This is a genomic window from Allobosea sp. 10L422 (genome assembly GCF_056395345.1).
In genome coordinates, this window is the sequence record NZ_JBFTJI010000009.1 from 39928 (window position 1) to 58274 (window position 18347).

At 68.2% G+C, this 18347-nt stretch carries 16 protein-coding genes; 5 read left to right on the plus strand and 11 right to left on the minus strand.

Features of this window, described 5'->3' with window-relative positions; all coding sequences use genetic code 11:
* The first annotated feature begins 102 nt into the window (after positions 1-102).
* On the plus strand, positions 103-2853 hold the full coding sequence (locus tag AC1DEZ_RS17930) for a TIGR02302 family protein (protein ID WP_476780244.1): 2751 nt from the start codon (positions 103-105) through the stop codon (positions 2851-2853).
* A 124-nt stretch (positions 2854-2977) separates the two neighbouring features.
* On the opposite strand, the gene yddG is transcribed toward AC1DEZ_RS17930, so the two are convergent.
* Positions 2978-3835: an aromatic amino acid exporter YddG gene (gene yddG / locus AC1DEZ_RS17935; protein ID WP_476780245.1), complete on the minus strand. Its 858-nt coding sequence runs from the start codon at positions 3833-3835 to the stop codon at positions 2978-2980.
* A 380-nt stretch (positions 3836-4215) separates the two neighbouring features.
* Between yddG and AC1DEZ_RS17940 the strand changes: the two genes are divergently transcribed.
* Together AC1DEZ_RS17940 and AC1DEZ_RS17945 are read left to right on the plus strand one after the other, a co-directional pair.
* Positions 4216-5418 carry an MFS transporter gene (locus AC1DEZ_RS17940; RefSeq protein WP_476780246.1) on the plus strand — a complete coding sequence of 401 codons (1203 nt, stop codon included), beginning with the start codon at positions 4216-4218 and terminating at the stop codon, positions 5416-5418.
* A 135-nt stretch (positions 5419-5553) separates the two neighbouring features.
* Complete coding sequence (locus AC1DEZ_RS17945; protein ID WP_476780247.1) at positions 5554-6792, plus strand: MFS transporter; 1239 nt, start codon at positions 5554-5556, stop codon at positions 6790-6792.
* A gap of 70 nt (positions 6793-6862) precedes the next feature.
* Here the strand turns inward: AC1DEZ_RS17945 and phbB are convergent, their stop codons facing one another.
* Genes phbB through AC1DEZ_RS17960 form a run of 3 tightly spaced genes read right to left on the minus strand, consistent with a single transcriptional unit; the run spans position 6863 to position 9039 of the window.
* On the minus strand, positions 6863-7588 hold the full coding sequence (phbB, locus tag AC1DEZ_RS17950; protein WP_441510711.1) for an acetoacetyl-CoA reductase: 726 nt from the start codon (positions 7586-7588) through the stop codon (positions 6863-6865).
* A gap of 43 nt (positions 7589-7631) precedes the next feature.
* Positions 7632-7847, minus strand: coding sequence for a DUF1737 domain-containing protein (locus AC1DEZ_RS17955; protein WP_476780248.1), 216 nt, complete (start codon positions 7845-7847; stop codon positions 7632-7634).
* A gap of 13 nt (positions 7848-7860) precedes the next feature.
* A complete protein-coding gene (locus tag AC1DEZ_RS17960) occupies positions 7861-9039 on the minus strand; it encodes an acetyl-CoA C-acetyltransferase (RefSeq protein WP_476780249.1) in 1179 nt (392 codons plus the stop codon).
* Between the two features lie 306 nt (positions 9040-9345).
* Here AC1DEZ_RS17960 and phaR point away from each other — a divergent pair, with 306 nt between their 5' ends.
* Positions 9346-9948, plus strand: a complete 603-nt coding sequence (gene phaR, locus AC1DEZ_RS17965; protein ID WP_441510412.1) for a polyhydroxyalkanoate synthesis repressor PhaR — start codon at positions 9346-9348, stop codon at positions 9946-9948.
* A gap of 278 nt (positions 9949-10226) precedes the next feature.
* Here the strand turns inward: phaR and AC1DEZ_RS17970 are convergent, their stop codons facing one another.
* The 5 genes from AC1DEZ_RS17970 to mtgA form a co-directional block, all read right to left on the minus strand.
* Positions 10227-10670 (minus strand): DUF2721 domain-containing protein, encoded by a 444-nt coding sequence (locus tag AC1DEZ_RS17970; RefSeq protein WP_441510411.1) that lies wholly within the window; start codon positions 10668-10670, stop codon positions 10227-10229.
* A 49-nt stretch (positions 10671-10719) separates the two neighbouring features.
* Positions 10720-11049: a hypothetical protein gene (locus AC1DEZ_RS17975; protein WP_441510410.1), complete on the minus strand. Its 330-nt coding sequence runs from the start codon at positions 11047-11049 to the stop codon at positions 10720-10722.
* A gap of 223 nt (positions 11050-11272) precedes the next feature.
* Positions 11273-12967, minus strand: coding sequence for an EAL domain-containing protein (locus AC1DEZ_RS17980; RefSeq protein WP_476780250.1), 1695 nt, complete (start codon positions 12965-12967; stop codon positions 11273-11275).
* Positions 12968-13435: 468 nt separating this feature from the next.
* Positions 13436-13621, minus strand: a complete 186-nt coding sequence (rpmF, locus tag AC1DEZ_RS17985; protein WP_054143317.1) for a 50S ribosomal protein L32 — start codon at positions 13619-13621, stop codon at positions 13436-13438.
* 150 nt (positions 13622-13771) lie between these two features.
* Positions 13772-14440 carry a monofunctional biosynthetic peptidoglycan transglycosylase gene (gene mtgA / locus AC1DEZ_RS17990; RefSeq protein ID WP_476780251.1) on the minus strand — a complete coding sequence of 223 codons (669 nt, stop codon included), beginning with the start codon at positions 14438-14440 and terminating at the stop codon, positions 13772-13774.
* A gap of 126 nt (positions 14441-14566) precedes the next feature.
* Between mtgA and AC1DEZ_RS17995 the strand changes: the two genes are divergently transcribed.
* Positions 14567-15514, plus strand: a complete 948-nt coding sequence (locus tag AC1DEZ_RS17995; RefSeq protein WP_476780252.1) for a polyprenyl synthetase family protein — start codon at positions 14567-14569, stop codon at positions 15512-15514.
* 120 nt (positions 15515-15634) lie between these two features.
* Here AC1DEZ_RS17995 and AC1DEZ_RS18000 read toward each other — a convergent pair whose 3' ends face one another.
* The gene (locus AC1DEZ_RS18000; RefSeq protein WP_476780253.1) at positions 15635-16870 is read right to left on the minus strand and encodes a histidine kinase; all 1236 of its coding nucleotides are present in this window, start codon (positions 16868-16870) and stop codon (positions 15635-15637) included.
* Positions 16871-16921: 51 nt separating this feature from the next.
* Positions 16922-18214: an adenylosuccinate synthase gene (locus tag AC1DEZ_RS18005; protein WP_441510405.1), complete on the minus strand. Its 1293-nt coding sequence runs from the start codon at positions 18212-18214 to the stop codon at positions 16922-16924.
* Between the last annotated feature and the right edge of the window lie 133 nt (positions 18215-18347).

Genomic DNA, 18347 nt, shown 5'->3' on the forward strand with positions numbered 1-18347 from the left:
TGGTGCAAAGACCGTCTTCGCACTGGCAATGCCACATTCCCGTGTTAGCCTGACCCGGTCAGGCAAGTTCAGACAGGAATGGGAGCCGCCCGGAGCGATGGCATGAGCGAGGCAGAGCGCCGCAAGGCGCCCGATACGATCGACGGCATCCGGCAGCGGCTTCGCCGTCTCGCGCTCGCCTCGCGGGTCTCGCTCGGCTGGGAGCGGCTCTGGCCGCGGCTGTGGCTGACGCTCGCCGTCCTCCTCGCCTTTCTCGCCGTATCCTGGTTCGGGCTGTGGACGCATTTGCCCTGGTATGGGCGGCTCATCGGCGTGCTCGCCTTCACTGCGGCGCTGATCGGCAGCCTCTGGCATGTCGCGCGGCTCGTCCTGCCGACACATCGCGATGCGCTCACGCGGCTCGATCGTTCCTTCGCCGGGGGCCACCGCCCGGCCTCGGCGCTGGAGGACAACCTCGCCGTCGGCTCGGCCGACCCGGTGTCGCAGGCCCTGTGGAAGCTGCATGTCGAGCGCCAGAGCCGTCAGGTCGCGTCGCTCAAGGTCGCGCCGCCGCAGCCGCGCATGGCCGGGCACGACAAGCTGGCGCTACGCGCCGTGCCGCTGCTCGCCGCCATAACCGCCTTCTTCGTCGCCGGCCCCGAAGCGACGCAGCGCATCTCCGCCGCCTTCGACTGGAAGGGCCCGCCGGGCAGTGCGCCCTCGACGCGCATCGATGCCTGGATCGACCCGCCGGCCTATACCCGCCTGCCGCCGATCCTGATCGATTTCAACAAGCTCGCCAGCCCCAATCTCAGCGCTCCCGAGAAGTCGGTCATCGTCGTGCGCATCGCCGGCAAGACCAATATGGACGTTGCCACGACCGGGCGGCTCGAGCTCCTCAAGCCGGAGGCGAAGGAGGGCGAGGGCGGGGATGCCCAGCCCAAGGTTCCGCAGGCGAAGGATGCGGCCGCGGCGAAGCCGGCCCCGTCCGGGGCGCCGCAGCAGGCGGTGCTGGAGAAGCGCTTCACGCTCGCCGGAAACGGCACGCTGAAGCTCACCGGTAGCGGCGCGCCCGGCGCGATGCTCCACATCACCTCCATCGCCGACCAGCCGCCGACCATCGCCTTCACCGACCCGCCGAAGCCTGTGACCGGCGCGCAGTCGGGCGGTCTCGCCATCACCTACAAGGCCAAGGACGACTATGGCATCGCCTCGATCGAGGCGACGGTCTCGCGCCCTGATCCGACTGCGGCCGGGCGTTCGCTGGTCGAGCCGCCGAAGCAGAACCTCGCCGTGCCGCCGCCCTCCGCCGCCGAAGAGGAGATGAAGAGCACGGTCGATTTCTCGGCCCACCCCTGGGCCGGCGCGAAGGTCCGCATGGTGCTGATCGCCAAGGACGAGGCCGGCCAGGAAGGGCGGACCGAGCCGATCGAGGTCTTGCTGCCGCAGCGCACCTTCACCAAGCCGCTGGCCAAGGCGCTGGTGGAGCAGCGGCGCAAGCTCGTCATGAACGTCGAGGACCGTTCCAAGGTGCAGCTCGCCATGGACGCGCTGATGATCGAGCCCGACCTCTTCATGAAGGAGACGGGCGTCTATCTCGGCATGCGCATGCTGGGCGAGCGGCTGCGCCGGTCCGGCAGCGACGATGAATTGCGGGAGGTTTCCGAGCTGATGTGGGCGATGGCGCTGCAGCTCGAGGACGGCGACATGTCCGATGCCGAGCGGGCGCTGCGGCAGGCGCAGGAGAACCTGCAGCAGGCGCTGGAGCGCGGCGCCTCCGAGGAGGAGATCAAGAAGCTGACCGACGAGATGCGCCGGGCCATGGACAATTTCATGCGCCAGCTCGCCGAACAGATGATGCGCCAGCAGCAACAGAACGGCGATCAGAACCAGGCGCAGCTGCCGGAGAATTTCCGCACGGTGACGCCGCGCGATCTGCAGAACATGCTCGACCGCATCGAGGAACTCTCCAAGCGCGGCGACATGGCCGAGGCGCAGCGCCTGATGGAGCAGCTCAACCAGATGCTCAACAATCTGCAGATGGCGCGTCCGGGCCAGCGCGATCCGCGCCAGAACCAGATGAACCAGGCGCTGGGCGATCTCGACAGGATGACGCGCGACCAGCAGAACCTGCGGGACGAGACCTATCAGAACGAGCAGCGCCGGCAGGGCCAGGGCCAGACCCAGCGCGGCCAGCGGCCGGGCCAGCAGCAGGCGCGGCCGGGCCAGCGTGGCCAGCAGGGGCAACAGGGCCAGCAAGGACAACGCGGCCAGCGTGGCCAGCAACCCGGCCAGCAGCCGGGCGAGCAGGGTGAGGATGGCGAAGGCGGCGAGGGCATGCAGGGCCAGAACGGCCAGGGTCAGGGCCTCTCCCAGCGCCAGCAGGCCCTGCGCGAGCGGCTGCAGGATCTGCAGCGGCGGATGCGCGGCATGGGCGCGCCGCAGAACGGAGAACTCGGCGAGGCCGAGGACGCCATGCGCGATGCCGAGCAGCAGCTCGGCCAGGGGCAGGGCGAGGGCGCGCTCGATGCGCAGGGCCGCGCGCTCGATGCGTTGCGCCGCGGCGGCCAGAATCTCGCCCAGCAGATGCAGGGACAGCCCGGTGAGGGCGAAGGCGAGGGACAGGCCTATGGCGAGCCGGACGGACGCCAGCAGGGCCGCCCTTCGGCGCAGCAGCGCGGCAGCGAGGATCCGCTCGGCCGGCCGCAGCGCCAGCGCGACTGGGCCGATGGCCGGGTCAAGGTGCCCGGCGCCGACGAGAGCGCGACCCAGCGGGCGCGGCGCATCCTCGAAGAGCTGCGCAAACGCCTGGGCGATCCGCTGCGGCCTGCCGAGGAACTGGATTATCTGGAGCGGCTGCTCCGGCGGAATTGACGCCTGCTAGGCGCCGCCGAGCCGTCATGCTCGGGCTTGACCCGAGCATGACGGAGACCTGTTTCCTCTGGTTACGAGCTTCTCGGGGCCGCGCTTCGCTTCGCCCGAGAATGACGCGTTCTCGCTAAGCTTTCTTGCGCCCGCTGCTCGCCACCAGCGCGCCCACCACGATGAGCGCGCAGGAGGCGCCGAGCAGCCAGCTCGCCGGGGCATAGCCGAAGAGCACGAGGGTCAGCGTCGACAGCACCGGCGCGGCATAGGAGGCAACCCCGAGCAGGGCGACGTCGCCCTGCTTCATGCCGATGTCCCAGACGACGAAGGCAAGCCCGATCGAGCCCAATCCAAGGCCGAGCACGCCGGCCCATTCCGTCGCCGTCAGCGACCAGAGCGTGGTCTCGAAGGCAAAATGCACGGCGAGCGCCGGCACGGCGCAGCCCAGCATGGTGACGCACAGACTCTCCGAAGGCACGCCCGCGAAGCGCCGCGAGGCCACCGAATAGCTCGCCCAGACGAAGGCGCCGAGCGCCGCGAGAACATGGCCGAGCGCGATCCCGCCGCCCGTTCCGAGTCCGCCGGAGACCAGAAGCGCGGTCGCGACGAGGCCGATGAGCGCGCCGACGAGGTGGCGAGGCTTCAGGCCACCGCCCGGCAGCAGCGCMSCRAARAGCACGATCAGCARCGGCCAGAGATAGTGGATCAGGTTSGCCTCGGCCGGAGGGGCGTTCTTCACCGCCGCGTAGTACAGGGCGGTATCGCCGAACGGGCCGTAAAGTCCCAGGGCGAAGGAGGCGGGCGTCGGCCGGATGCGGGAGAGCTCGCCGCGCAAGGCGGTGATCGCGAGGATCAGCAGCCCGCCGATGACGAAGGTCATCGCCACAAGCTGGAACGGCGGAACGCGCCCCGACATTGCCGTGAAGAGAGCGAGCGTCGACCAGAGCAGGATCGCGCAGAAGCCGATGAGGGTGGCGGTGCGGGAGGTCATGGGAGGAGCCGGGCTTCGAACAGGGCGGCGGTAGCAGATTTGTTGCACCTTGCCGATGGGTCGGCGCCAGGCGGTGTGCAGTGAGCGCGGGGGGACTCTCTCCCGGCGGTAGAAGTCACGGGAGGAGGCGGCCGTTGGACGATTGGTTCTGACCTTGCCGCCGCGCCGCCGAAATGGAGCGCTCTATCGGTCCGATGGCCAAAGCCTAAGCCCTACTCCTCTCCTGACAGAAAAGGGGTTCCCCGCGCCTACCTTGGGAAAGCGCATGCGAATGATGCGTTCTGCTGCGCCGCAGCATGGCTTCGGTGCCATGGGCGCCATGCTCCCGGCGCCGTGCCGGGGGCGTTGACCGCGTCGGCAAGGAGGATCATTCCTCGAAAATGACCTCGATCCCGCTGCAATCCGTCACTCGCCGTCCGTTGATGCCGGTTCTGGCCGCGCTGAGCGTCGCACATCTGCTGAACGATCTCGTCCAGTCGATGATCCCGGCGCTCTACCCGCTGATCAAGGACGCCTATCAGCTCGATTTCGTGCAGATCGGCCTGATCACGCTCGCCTTCCAGGTGACCTCTTCGCTGCTGCAGCCGCTGCTCGGTTATGTCACCGACCGCCGGCCCTGGCCCTATGCGATGGTCGCCGGCATGTGCGCGACGCTGTCGGGGCTGCTGTTGCTCTCCTTCGCTCACAGCTACGGGGTCGTGCTGATCGGCGCGGCGATGATCGGCCTGGGCTCGGCCGTGTTCCATCCCGAGGCCACGCGGATGGCGCGCCACGCTTCCGCCGGCCGGCAAGGGCTGGCGCAGGGCGTCTTCCAGGTCGGCGGCCATGTCGGTTACGCCATCGGCCCGCTGCTGGCGGCGATGATCGTGGTACCGCGCGGCCAGCAGAGCCTGTCCTGGTTCTCGGGCGTCGTGCTGGTGGCGATGCTGGTGATGGGCTGGCTCGGCTCACGCTATTCGGCGATGCGTCGCGAGCAGAAGGCATCCCCGGTGCATGCCGAGGAGATTGCGAGCCATGGCCTGCCGCATGGGCGCGTGCTGCTGGCGATGGCGGTGCTGGTCGTCCTGCTGATCTCGAAGAACGGCTACACCGCCGCCTTCACCTCCTACTACACCTTCTATCTGATCGAGCGCTTCGGCATCACGCTGCAGCTCTCGCAGATCATGCTGTTCCTCTATCTCGTCGTCGGTGCGGCGGGCGTCATCCTCGGCGGCATGATCGGCGACCGCATCGGCCGCGACCGGGTGATCTGGCTGTCGATCCTCGGCTCGCTGCCCTTCGCGCTGATCCTGCCCTATGCCGATCTGTTCTGGACGGGCGTGCTCAGCGTCATCATCAGCTTCGTCATGGCGAGCGCCTTCTCGGCGATCCTGATCTACGCGATCGACCTCGTGCCGCACCGCGTCGGCCTGGTCGGCGGGCTGTTCTACGGCCTGTCCTTCGGGCTGGGCGGCATCGCCGCGGCCGGCATCGGCGCGCTGGCCGACCAGATCGGCATCATCCAGGTGTTCAAGATCTGCGCCTGGCTGCCGGCAGTGGGCCTGCTGACCTTCCTGCTGCCGAAGGGCAAGCGCCAGGGCTGAGCTGCGCGGCTCGCTGTCGAACGTTTTGCAGGGCCGCCGGCATTCCCGGCGGCCCTGACGCATTGAGCCCACATTCGGCCGCTAGCCCTCTTTGCATCCGGCCGATTGCTGCGGCCGCTGCGGAGAGGTTGGCCGATGCTGGTGCAGATCGGAACACTGATCGCCGCGACGAGCCTGGTGCAGCTCGCGAACGGCTTCTTCAACACCTTCCTGTCCTTGCGCGTGACGCTCGAGGATTTCGGCCCGGCCGCGACCGGCATCGTGCTCAGCGCCTATTTCATCGGCTTCACCATCGGCGCCGTGACCAGCGGCGGAGTGATCCAGCGCGTCGGCCATATCCGCGCCTATACGGCCTTCGCCGGCCTCGTGGTCGTGGCGACCGCGCTGATGCCGCTCTGGACCTCGGCACTGGTCTGGGCGGGCTGCCGGGTGGTGATCGGGATCGGCTGCGTAGGGCTGTTCGTCACCACCGAGAGCTGGCTGAACGCCAAGGCGGTGCCGGACCAGCGCGGCCGCGTCTTCTCGACCTATATGGTCGGCACCTTCCTGGCGCTGGCGATCGGCCAGCTCGCCATCGCCGGCCTCACGATCCAATCTGCCGGTGCGTTCCAGGTCATCATCGCGCTCTTCGCGCTCGCGCTGGTCATGGTCAGCACGACGCGGGCGGAGGCGCCCGGCCTCGTGCCGGAGCCGACGCTGCGCTATGGCGAGCTGACGCGGCAGGCGCCGATTTCCGTGATCGGCTGCGTCGTCAGCGGCATCATCACCAGCTCTTTCTACGCGCTGGTGCCGGCCTGGATGCTCAGCAACGGCGTGCAGCAGCAGACCATCGCGCTGTTCATGCTGGTTGCCGTGCTCGGCGGGCTGGCGCTGCAGGTCCCGGTCGGGCGCCTGTCGGACCGCAACGACCGCCGCCTCGTGCTGGCGGGGCTGGCCGTCGGCTATGCGGCGGCCGTCGTGCTGCTGCTGGCGATGCCGCGTTCGCTCGCGACGGTGCTGCCGGTCGCAGCGCTGCTCGGCGGCTTCATGTCGACGCTCTATCCGGTCTGCGTCGCCCATGCGCTGGACCGGATGCCGGCGGACCGCGTGGTGGCGGTGAGCGGGCGGCTCATCCTGGTCAGCGGCTTCGGTTCGGCGCTCGGGCCCATGATCGGCGCCGGCATCATGGCGCGCTTCGACATCGACGGGCTGCTCTACTTCATGGCCGCGATCGCGCTGGCGCTCGCCGCCTTCGCTGGTTTGCGCATGCGGATGCGCGAGGCGCCGGACAAGGTCGAACGGCCGTTCGAGGTCATCGATCCGCTCAATCCACCGATCGCGCAGGAGCCGGAGGCGACCGAGATCGACGGCACACCGCGCCCCGTCATGGCCTGATCGATGAGCAAAACCGCCGCCCGTTGCCGGGCGGCGGTTCTAAACTATTGATAGAGCACGCGTGCTCCGGTCAGGCCATGAACTGGCCGCCATTGGCCGAGAGAGTGGAACCGGTGATGAAGCCGGCATCGTCGCTGGCCAGGAACACCACCGCCCGCGCGATCTCCTCGGGCTCGCCGAGGCGCCCGACCGGGATATGCGGCAGGATCGACTTCTCGATCACGGCCGGATCGATCGCCTTCACCATCTCGGTGGCGATATAGCCGGGGCAGATCGCGTTTACCGTGATGCCGGCCCGCGCGCCTTCCTGCGCCAGCGCCTTGACGAAGCCGATGTCGCCGGCCTTGGCGGCGGAGTAGTTGACCTGGCCCATCTGGCCCTTCTGGCCGTTGATCGACGAGATGCAGATGACGCGGCCGAACTTGCGCGCGCGCATGCCCTCCCAGACCGGGCGGGTCATGTTGAAGAGCGAGTTGAGATTGGTGTTGATGACGGCGTCCCACTGATCCTTGGTCATCTTGTGGAACATGCCGTCGCGCGTGATGCCGGCATTGTTGACGAGCACGTCGACAGGGCCGAGATCGGCCTCGACCTTGGCGATGCCGGCGACGCAGGAATCGTAATCCGAGACGTCCCATTTATAAGTCTTGATGCCGGTCTCGGCGGAGAACTTGGCCGCTGCCTCGTCATTGCCGGCATAGCTCGCCGCGACATTGTAGCCGGCCGCCTTCAGGCCTTTCGAGATCGCAGCGCCGATGCCGCGCGAGCCCCCCGTAACCAGCGCTACTTTCGTCATAGCCATTCTCCCTCTTTGTGAAGACCTGCGCGGCTTGCTGCCGTCATTGTTCGGACAGTTTCAGGGTGGGCGAGTAAGGCTCGTCCACGTCCTTGATAATGGCCTGGCCGCAGATGACGCGGCCTTGCGTTGGGTCAAAGGTGAGCGTCGGCTGGCCGAAGAGAGACCAGCCCTGGCTCAAGGCCTCGCTGACCCGATGACAGAACGAGGCGTCATCGGGGCCGGTGAGATAGCGATAGAGCGTCGTGCGCTTCGCCATCGGCAGGTGCTTCTCAGCGCTCGACCGCCATGGCGACGCCCATGCCGCCGCCGATGCAGAGCGTGGCGAGGCCCTTCTTGGCGTCGCGCTTGGCCATCTCGTGCAGCAGCGTCACCAGCACGCGCGCGCCGGAGGCGCCGATCGGATGGCCGATCGCGATGGCGCCGCCATTGACGTTGACGATGTCGGGGTTCCAGCCGAGGTCCTTGTTCACAGCCAGAGCCTGCGCGGCGAAGGCCTCGTTGGCCTCGACGAGATCGAGGTCGCCGACCTTCCAGCCGGCCTTCTCGAGCGCCTTGCGGGTCGAGGGGATCGGGCCGGTGCCCATGATCGCCGGGTCGACACCGGCGGTCGCCCAGGAGGCGATGCGGGCGAGCGGCGTCAGGCCGCGGCGGGCCGCTTCCTTGGCGGTCATGATGACGAGAGCGGCGGCGCCGTCGTTGATGCCGGAGGCGTTGCCGGCGGTCACCGTGCCGTCCTTGGAGAAGGCGGGCTTGAGCTTGGCCATGGCCTCCAGCGTGGCGCCATGGCGCGGGTACTCGTCGCTGTCGACGACGATGTCGCCCTTGCGCGTCGAGATGGTGAAGGGGACGATCTCGTCCTTGAAGCGGCCGGCCTTCTGGGCGGCCTCGGCCTTGTTCTGCGAGGCGACGGCGAAGCGGTCCTGCTCCTCGCGGCTGATCTGGTACTTGGTCGCGACGTTCTCGGCGGTCGTGCCCATATGGTAGCCGTGGAAAGCGTCCCAGAGCCCGTCCTTGATCATGGTGTCGACGAACTTGACGTCGCCCATCTTGGTGCCGTTGCGCAGATAGGAAGCATGCGGCGCCAGCGACATCGATTCCATGCCGCCCGCGACGATGATGTCGGCGTCGCCATTGGCGATCTGCTGGAGGCCGATGGCGACGGTGCGAAGGCCCGAGCCGCAGAGCTGGTTGAGGCCCCAGGCGGTCTTCTCCTGCGGGATGCCGGCGGCCATGGCGGCCTGGCGGGCCGGGTTCTGGCCCTGGCCGGCGGCGAGCACCTGGCCGAGGACGACCTCGTCGACCTCGCCGCCCTCGACCTTGGCGCGCTTCAGCGCTTCCTTGATCGCGGCGGCGCCGAGCTCATGGGCGGGGGTGTTGGCGAAGGCGCCATTGAAGGCGCCGACCGCCGTGCGCGCAGCGCTGACGATCACGATATCTGAATCTGCCATGAGAGTGTCCTCACTTGTTGTTGCTGCTGCACCGCTCCCGCCGATGCACCATTCCCCGCCACCTTCGAAGCCTGTTGCGACGCCGTCAAGACGGGTGAGCAGCGAATTCGAGACCGCGACGGCGCGTGCGTGGTTGTGGGGAGGCGACGAAAGTCGCAGACCGCGCCTCACTTCCGACAGATTTTTGCGGCCCGCGCTCAAAGAGCTTGCGGTGCAGCACCGACAGTCTATCGTCGGGGCAGGGAGACCGCTCCGCCGAGCATGCCGGAATCAACCGTGGCCGCGGAACAACGTCAAGTAGGACCGATGGCTAGCGAAAAAGAACCAACCGTCATCAAGAAATACGCCAACCGGCGTCTCTACCACACAGGTACCAGCTCCTACGTCACCTTGGAGGATCTCGCCGGTCTGGTGCGCGCGGGCGAGGATTTCGCCGTCTACGACGCCAAGTCCGGGGAGGACATCACGCGTTCGGTGCTGGCGCAGATCATCTTCGACGAGGAAGCCAAGGACGGGCAGAACCTGCTGCCGATCGCTTTCCTGCGGCAGCTCATCCGCTTCTATGGCGACAGCATGCAGGCGCTGGTGCCGCGCTACCTCGAATTCTCGATGGACAATTTTACCCAGGACCAGAACAAGTTCCGCGAGCAGATGGCCAAGGCCTTCGGCGGGACGGCGTTCGGCGGCAACGCGCTCGACGCCATCCAGGCGCAGACGCGTGCGAACATGCAGATGTTCACCGAAGCGTTCCGGCTGTTCAACCCGTTCACCGCGGCGGCCCAGGCCCGTCAGGAGGCCGAAGGCGCGAAGCCGGCCGCCGCCCAGTCCGGCGGGAACGAGATCACCGATCTCAAGCGCGAGCTCAACGAGATGCGCGAGCGTCTCGACAAGCTGTCCCGTACGCGCTGAGCCGCTTCGGACGAATTTGAGCCGCGCCCTCGCAGGAGAGGGCGCGGCTTTTCATTGCCCAATGAGGATCGATGCGGCGGGTGCCCCGGCAGGGCGGAATCTGACATCGGCGAAAGCTGGCCGTCGGGCCTGACGCGCGCGACGCTCTGACGTTGGGAGATTTCCGGCAAGCAGACCTTCGCGGCCGGGCTACGGGTCGGCCCTTGGCGGGCGTTCTCGGCTGCGGTTCTCCAGAGGCCCTTCCGCCGGGTTTGCGCGCCGATCCAAGGGGCCTTCATTCACGCGCGCAGGTCGTTGTCGTGAAGCGCAATGCGAGCCTCGCGCGCGAGATCGATGAGAGAGGCACAGAACATCAGCAAGGCTGCGATGAACAGGAGCGCGACGCCATATTCATGGGCGAAGTGCAGAAATGCACTGATGAAGGCGACGATGATGATGAGCGCCGTCAATATTGCCGACACGATGGCGCAAAACAACGCTCTATTCAAAAGCGCGGCCCGGTGTCTCAGGCGAGGCAGGTCGGCCCGGAGGAAGGATTTCGAGGAATCGCTTTCGGGGATGGAATGGATGAACTGCGAGCGGTCGATCACGCGGTTGATCCGGACCATCAGCAACGAGATGAAAGCGGCCACGGCGCCCAGCAGGAATGCCGGGGCCGCGACATTGGCGATGATGCGGCCGAGCTGATCGATCGAAGGCGTTACCGGCAGCAGTTCCGTCATGCTTTGCACGTTGCGACCACCGGTGGACCGATCGGTGAAGATGGGGCGCCTATTGCAGCGGCTCGATTTTCGCCGCCATGTCGGGGGCGAAGCTCACCCGATACGTCGCGTTGCCGCATTTGAGAATCCACACCGCATGGTCCGGCCTGGAGCGCTCCGCGTCTCGCGTCGCGTTAAGCGCCTTGTCGCACGCAAAACCCTGCGTGCGGATTTGTGCGGCGATCATTTCCGGCGGCAGGTCTTCGGCTGCCTGTGCCGCCGGAAACACCCAGCCCGATGCGCTTCCGGTCGAGCCCGGGCCCGCGGCCAACGCGAAACCGACGGCGCTGAGGCCGGCGATCCAGCAGGCCCAGACTGGCAATGTACCGCGATGCTCCATATTGCCTCCAGTTCTACGGGTGCCGATTGGCCGGAATGGTGATTGTGGCCGCCGGAGAACCCGGCGGCGCGTGATCGGCTGCGCCTGCTGCGCGGACGCCGCAACCGGCGCCGTCGATGTCGAAAACAAGGCGGGGATAATCGCACGGAGGCTCATCTGATGACCTCTCTGCAAAGGTGCGCAAGCGCGCGAATACTGCCATCGGGGGGTACATATCGCAACGTCAGCCGGCCGCGAGCTTCCGGCGCTGTGCCTGCTGCGCCGGCGCATGCAGCTCGGCACGGCCGACGAGGTGCCCTTGCAGATAGGTCACGCCCCAGTCACGCAGCATGGCGGCCTGCATCTCGTCGTCGACCCATTCCGCCACCGTCTCGACGCCGAGATGGCCGGCGAGATCGATGAGCGTGCGAACATAGAAGCGGTCGTCGGTCGAACGCCGCAGATTCTGCGTGAAGGCGCCGTCGATCTTCAGGATGTCGATCGGGAAAGCGCGCAGATGGCGCAGCGAGGTGTGACCGGCGCCGAAATCGTCGATGGCGATGCGCGCGCCCTGCGCCTTGATGCCTCCGAGCAGCTTCGCCACCCGCATAGGGTTCTCGATCGTCGCGGTCTCCGTGACCTCGACGATCAGGCGTGAGGCTTCGCTTCTGGCGGCAGCCGTGCAGGCCACGAAGGCGTCGAACCATTCCGGATAGGTCAGCGAGCGGGGAGAGACGTTGACCGACAGCACCAGGGCGGGGTCGTCGCACAGCATGTCCATGGCGAGCTCGAGCACGCGATGGTCGAACAGCCGTACGAGGCCGCGCCGTTCCAGCATGGGGATCAGCTCGGCCGAGGAGAAGTAGAGCCCGGTCTCGTCCTGGCCGACCCGCAGCAGCGCCTCGTGGAAGGCCGGTTCGCGCGAGCCGGCCTTGACCACAGGCTGCAGGGCGAGCTGCACACGCCTCTCATTCAGGGCCGCGATGGCCTGCACGTCGAAGCCAATCTGGTCGGACGCCGCTTCGCGGCGCGGGCGCGGCTTGGCGGTTACGGCGGTGTCGATGGCGCCGGCGCGGGCTGCGGCCAGGGCTCCCTCGGCCGCGGCCAGCAGCGAGCCGGCATGGGTTCCCAGCTCCGGCGCGCTGGCGGCGCCGACACGCAGGCGCACGAGCGCGATGCCGCGCGCGGTCTCGATCGCCGATTGGGCGACGATCTTGATGAAGCGCCGCGCGGCCGATTCGATCTGGTCCTGCGGGCAGCCGACCAGCAGGATCGCGAAACTGTTGCCGGCGTAGCGGACGAGATGGTCTCGCCGGCGCGTGACCGAGCGCAGCCGCTCATGCACGGTGCTGATGATCTCGTCGGTCGCCTCATGGCCGAAATCGTCGTTCAACCGCGCGAGCTCGTCGATCGCCGCCACCAGGATCACGACGGGGCGCTCGGCCGGCGGCTGCTCCTTGAGCGCCGCGTCGATACGCTCCAGCAGGGCTGGGCGGTCGCAGAGTTCGTTGCCGAGGCGCTCCAGCTCGTCGGCCCGTGCGGCACGCTCGAGCCGGAGGATGCCGCGCGCGCGCGCCGGACGGCCATCAGTGCCGGCGAACCAGCGGCCGGTATCCTCGGCCCACATCTTGCGGCCGGCGAGGTCGACGGCATAGCGGGTGCGATAGATCACGCCGTCGCCCTGGTCGCGCTCGCTGGAGCCGAAGATCGCATCATAGCGGCTCGGGCCGCTGCCGGGCTCGACGAGGCCGGCGAAGGCGAGGCCGCGCGCCAGCGTCGGTGCCGGGACCGGGCCCAGGACCTCGCCGACATTCGGGCCCCAGGTGAGCGCGTCGCTCTGGACGTCCCAGCCGTAAACCACTTCGCCGATCGAGGAGAGGATGCTGCGGGGGTCGACCGGGCCGCCGTTCTGGAAGCTGAAGATCGAAGGGGTGGGCATCGCTCGGCCTCAGAGGGATGGCCACGCAGCGCCGTCCTGGTGCTTCGTCGCCCGTCCGGATGGTAGGAAGTGCCTCGAAACGATGCGGCAATTTTGATTAACGCGCCGTTAAGGCTGGCCACCGGATTGCAGCTTGCACGCCGTCACATTGAGTTTGTGCCGGAGTGAGACATGGTGGAGGCCCGAGTTTGGCCGGGGCGCGATGCAGCCCATGTCGAGTCATCTGCGCTGCTGCTGCTGCAGGCCGCCGCAGCGCGAGCGGAGATCGGCCCTTTCGCGCGCAATGGGATCACGACGCCGCAATCGGCCGCCGGGTGCTACCGGGCGGCGGCGCAGCTGCTGCCGAGGGGCCGGTTGCCACGGTCGCGCACGTCTCCCCGGGGCTGACGGAAAGCGCGCAAAGAAAAACCGGCCTCGCGGCCGGTTCGCATTGATCGTCGCTGGAGCGGCATCGCTGCCGCATCCGGCTCAGGCCTCGGTCTTGACCTTGAGGACCTGACGGCCGCGATACATGCCGCTCTTCAGGTCGACATGGTGCGGACGACGCAGCTCGCCCGAGTTCTTGTCCTCGATATAGGTGGGCTGCTTCAGCGCGTCGGCCGAGCGGCGCATGCCACGCTTCGACGGCGACGTCTTTCTCTTCGGAACGGCCATTGTACTCTCCATCGTGCCACCGTTCGGACGCAGGCCATAAGGCCACGCCTCCGCCACGGCGACGGATCAATCTCATGAGGCGTTGCCCATACACCGGCGGGGCGGCGATGGCTAGTGCAGAATCCGGATTTCTTCGGAATGACGGCGGGATCAGTCGGGAAGCGCGCAATCTCCGAGCGATCCCAGCTGCCCGAGCCGGCGCTGCGCGCGCGCAGCGGCCGATTGCAGCCCCCGGTTCGGCCGCCCGGGGTCGCGCAGCAGGGGATTCGGCAGCGCGGCCGCCAGGCGCGCGGCTTCGGCTGGGCTGAGTCGCGCAGCGGATTTGCCGAAATAGCGCTGCGCGGCGGCCTCGGCCCCGAACAGGCCATGGCCCCATTCGGCGACGTTGAGATAGACCTCGATCACCCGCTGCTTGCCCCAGGCGAAGTCGATCGCCAGCGCCAGCGGAATCTCCAGCCCCTTGCGGATATAGGAGCGGCCGGGCCAGAGGAACACGTTCTTGGCGGTCTGCATGGTCAGCGTCGAGGCCCCGCGGCTGGGGCCGTCCTCATCCTCCAGAACGGCGTTGAGCTCGATCCAGTCGACGCCGCGATGGCTGCAGAAGCGCTGGTCCTCGGCGGCGATGACGGCGCGGATCAGATTGGGTGAGATCTGCGCCAGCGGCGCCCATTCGCGTTCGACGGGGCGCAGCGTCAGCCAGCGAGCCAGCATCAGTGTCGAGGGCACGGGCACGACCCGGTAGAGCAGGATTGCCACGGCGAGGAGAAGGAGCAGCCAGCAGGCGAGCCTGACGCAAAGGCCGATGAACCTGCCCAGCACGTTGCTTCGCCCTCCTCGCCGGTCGATCGGCCGATCCGTGATGTCCTGCGTCATGGCGGCGCAGCTTGACGATGCCGCCATCGTCCGGCAAGGCCCCCGTCCCGGCAGCGAACGCGAGATCCGCGCATGAGTTCCGTCACCACTCCGCCCAGCCATGGCGACCTCGACCGGCGGCTCGCGCAGAATGCGGAGGCCATCGAGGCTCTGCTCGAGGCGCTGCTCGCGTCCGAGCCGGCCGAGGGAGAGATCGCGCGCCCGCCACGCCTCGTTGCGGCGATGCGTCATGGCGCGCTCGGCGGCGGCAAGCGTCTGCGCCCCTTCCTGACGGTCGAGACGGCCCGGCTCCTCGGCGCCGCTCCCGAGCAGGGGCTGCGGGCAGGCGCGGCCGTCGAACTGCTGCATTGCTATTCGCTCGTTCATGACGACCTGCCGGCCATGGACGACGACGATCTGCGCCGCGGCCGGCCGACGGTGCACAAGGCCTTCGACGAAGCCACCGCGATCCTGGCCGGCGACGCGCTGCTGACGCTGGCCTTCGAGGTTCTCGCCGATGAGGCGACCCATCCTGACGGCGCCGTGCGGGCGGCGCTGGTGAGCGCGCTGGCGCGTGCCTCCGGGCTCGGCGGCATGGTCGGCGGCCAGATGCTGGACCTCGCCGCCGAGGGGCGGTTCGAGGCGCAGCGCGGCTCGCTCTCGGAGGCCACGATCCGCCAGCTTCAGGCGATGAAGACCGGGGCGCTGCTGGCCGCCAGCGTCGAGATCGGTGCGCGCCTCGGTGGTGCCGATGCGGCGGCGCTGGCGGCGCTCGGCCAGTACGGCCGCGCGCTCGGCGCGACCTTCCAGGTCGCCGACGACATCCTCGATGTCGAATCGGACGCCGCCCGGATGGGCAAGGCGACGGCGAAGGACGAGGACAAGGGCAAGGCGACCCTGATCGGCGCGCTCGGCCTCGACGGCGCCAAGCGCGAGCGCGACCGGCTGAGCGAGGCCGCTGTGGCGGCACTTGCAGGTTTTGGCCCGCAGGCGGATGTGCTCAGGGCAGCCGCGTGCTTCGCGGCGCAGCGGAAAAGCTGACGGTATTGCGCCGTCATGCTCGGGCTTGACCCGAGCATCTCTTGCGGAAGGAAACGGCTGCTTCGCTTGTCTGGCGATCCTCGGGTCAGCGCTTCGCTGCGCCCGAGGATGACGGCTCGCTTACCGCCAGCGGTTGAAGGCGTCAGTCAGCGTCTGGCTGCCCGAAACACCCTTCTCGAAGGTGATGATACCTCGCCGGCCCGAGGTGAACAGCACGGGGATATCGATCCAGCTGCGGTTGAGGATCAGATCGATGTTGCGCTCGACCTCGACCGGCACGTTGGACAAGGCGGCGACGAAGAGATTGTCACCCAGCGCCGAGTTGATGGCCGAGAGCGGTGCGCCGCGCTCGCCTTCCTCGGTCTTGAACTGCGGCACGCCGATTTCCTTGATCGCCTGCGACGCCGGGTCGCCGCTGTTGGTGAAGCGCAGCCCGATGATGTGCGAGGCGGGGAAGGCGGAATCGGTGTTGCGACGGACGGTGAAGTCGAGATTGAGCCCGGCATCGGGAATCTCGACGGTGGCGCGCACGATCGTCTCGACCGGACGGCCCTGGCCGGCGCTCTCACTGTCGAGGCGCCAGAAGACGCGGCCGGTGACGGCCCGGGGCTGCTGCGGGTTCTCGGGAGCCTCGGTGTAGAGGATGGCGCGCTGGGCGACGGCGATCTCGCCGCCCGGCTGCGGGACCGGAACGCCCGGGAAGGCGCTCGCCGTATTGCTGCCGGTCCGGCCCTGGGCAGGCTCGCCGACGCGGTCGGCGATCTTGCCGTTGCCTTCGGGCTGGGCCGGCTGTGCCTGCTGGGTGCTTGCCTCGCCGTTCGGGCGGGCTGCATCCTGCGGCTTCAGCTTGTGGACATAGATCGCGGTGGCCGCGATCGCCGCGACCGCGATCGCGACGACGCCGCCGACCACGGCGGAACGGATATGGCCGGGCTTTACCCGGGATTCGCGCGGCGGCTGCACGCGCGGGCGGGCGGCCTGTGGCGCGGCCGGCTCAGGCAGCGGCTCGCCCTCATCCTCGCCGGCGGGGGCGGGCAGCGGGGCGAATGCCGGCTGCTTCTTGGGCTCGGGCGGGCGCGGCGGCTGCGGGGGAGCCTCGACAGGGCGAATCACCGGGCCTTCGATGATCGGCTGCTCGGCCGGTGCCGCCTCGTAATCCGCCTCGATCCGGGCGACGGCTTCGTCGAGCGCCAGGCGCTCGCGCATGATCTCGGCCTCGCTCAGCGGCGGGTCGAGGCCGCGCAGCTGCGCGACGAGGGCCGTCCGCGCCCGGTCGTAGATGGAGCGGCGCGTCTCGGCGGAGTTGTCGGGCAGCCCGGCGACGGCACGCGCCAGGATCGGGTAGAAATCGGCCATTGGCCTCACTTGTCGCTGATGACGGGCCGCGTCAACCCTCGAAGGGCAAGGTCACCCTTCGAACGGATTGTGGACGAGGATCGTGTCGTCGCGCTCCGGGCTCGTCGAAAGCACGGCGACGGTGGCGCCGATCAGCTCCTCGATGCGGCGGACATATTTGATCGCCTGCGCCGGCAGATCGGCCCAGGAGCGGGCGTTGGCGGTCGAGCCATGCCAGCCTTCGATGGTCTCGTAGATCGGCTCGACGCGGGCCTGGTCGGCCTGGCCGGCGGGCAGGTGTTCGAGGATCTGCCCGTCGAGCTTGTAGCCGACGCAGACCTTGATCTCTTTGAAGCCGTCGAGAATGTCGAGCTTGGTGAGGGCAATGCCGTCGATGCCGGAGGTCTTGACCGTCTGGCGGACGAGGCACGCGTCGAACCAGCCGCAGCGGCGCTTGCGGCCGGTGACGACGCCGAATTCCTTGCCCTTCTGGCCGATCAGCTCGCCGATCTCGTCGAAGAGCTCGGTCGGGAAGGGGCCTTCGCCGACGCGGGTGGTGTAGGCCTTGGCGATGCCGAGCACGTAGCCGACGGCGGAGGGGCCGAGGCCCGAGCCGGTCGCAGCCTGGCCGGCGACGATGTTCGACGAGGTGACGAAGGGGTAGGTGCCGTGGTCGACGTCGAGCAGCGCGCCCTGCGCGCCTTCGAACAGGATGCGCTTGCCGGCGCGGCGCTGCGCATCGAGCAGCGCCCAGACCGTGTCGGCATAGGGCAGCACCTCGGTGGCGATCGCCTTGAGCTGGGTCAACAGCTCCTTGGCGTCGACCTCGCCGATGCCGAGGCCGCGGCGCAGCGCGTTGTGGTGGGCCAGCAGCCGCTCGATCTTGGCTTCGAGCAGGGCAGGGTCCTTGAGGTCGATGACGCGGATGGCGCGGCGGCCGACCTTGTCCTCATAGGCCGGGCCGATGCCGCGCTTGGTCGTGCCGATCTTCATGCCGGCATTCGAGGTCTCGCGGAAATGGTCGAGCTCGCGATGCAGCGGCAGGATCAGCGTGGCGTTGTCGGCGATGCGAAGGTTATCCGGCGAGATCGCGACGCCCTGGGCGCGCAGCCGGCCGATCTCCTCGACGAGATGCCAGGGATCGACCACGACGCCGTTGCCGATGACAGAGAGCTTGCCCGGACGGACGATGCCGGAGGGCAGCAGCGAGAGCTTGTAGGTGACGCCGTCGATGACGAGGGTATGGCCGGCATTATGGCCGCCCTGGAACCTGACCACGACATCGGCCTGGCTGGAAAGCCAGTCGACGATCTTTCCCTTGCCCTCGTCGCCCCACTGGGCGCCGACCACCACAACATTCGCCATGAGCGAGGTTTCCCTGCTTGTTCCGCGTTGACCGCGCAAGCACCCACGGAAATGCAAAACCCCGGCGCAAGGCCGGGGTTCGGGGCAGGTCCTTGCAAGCCCTCATGGGCCAATGTGGTCCGCAGGTCAAGGT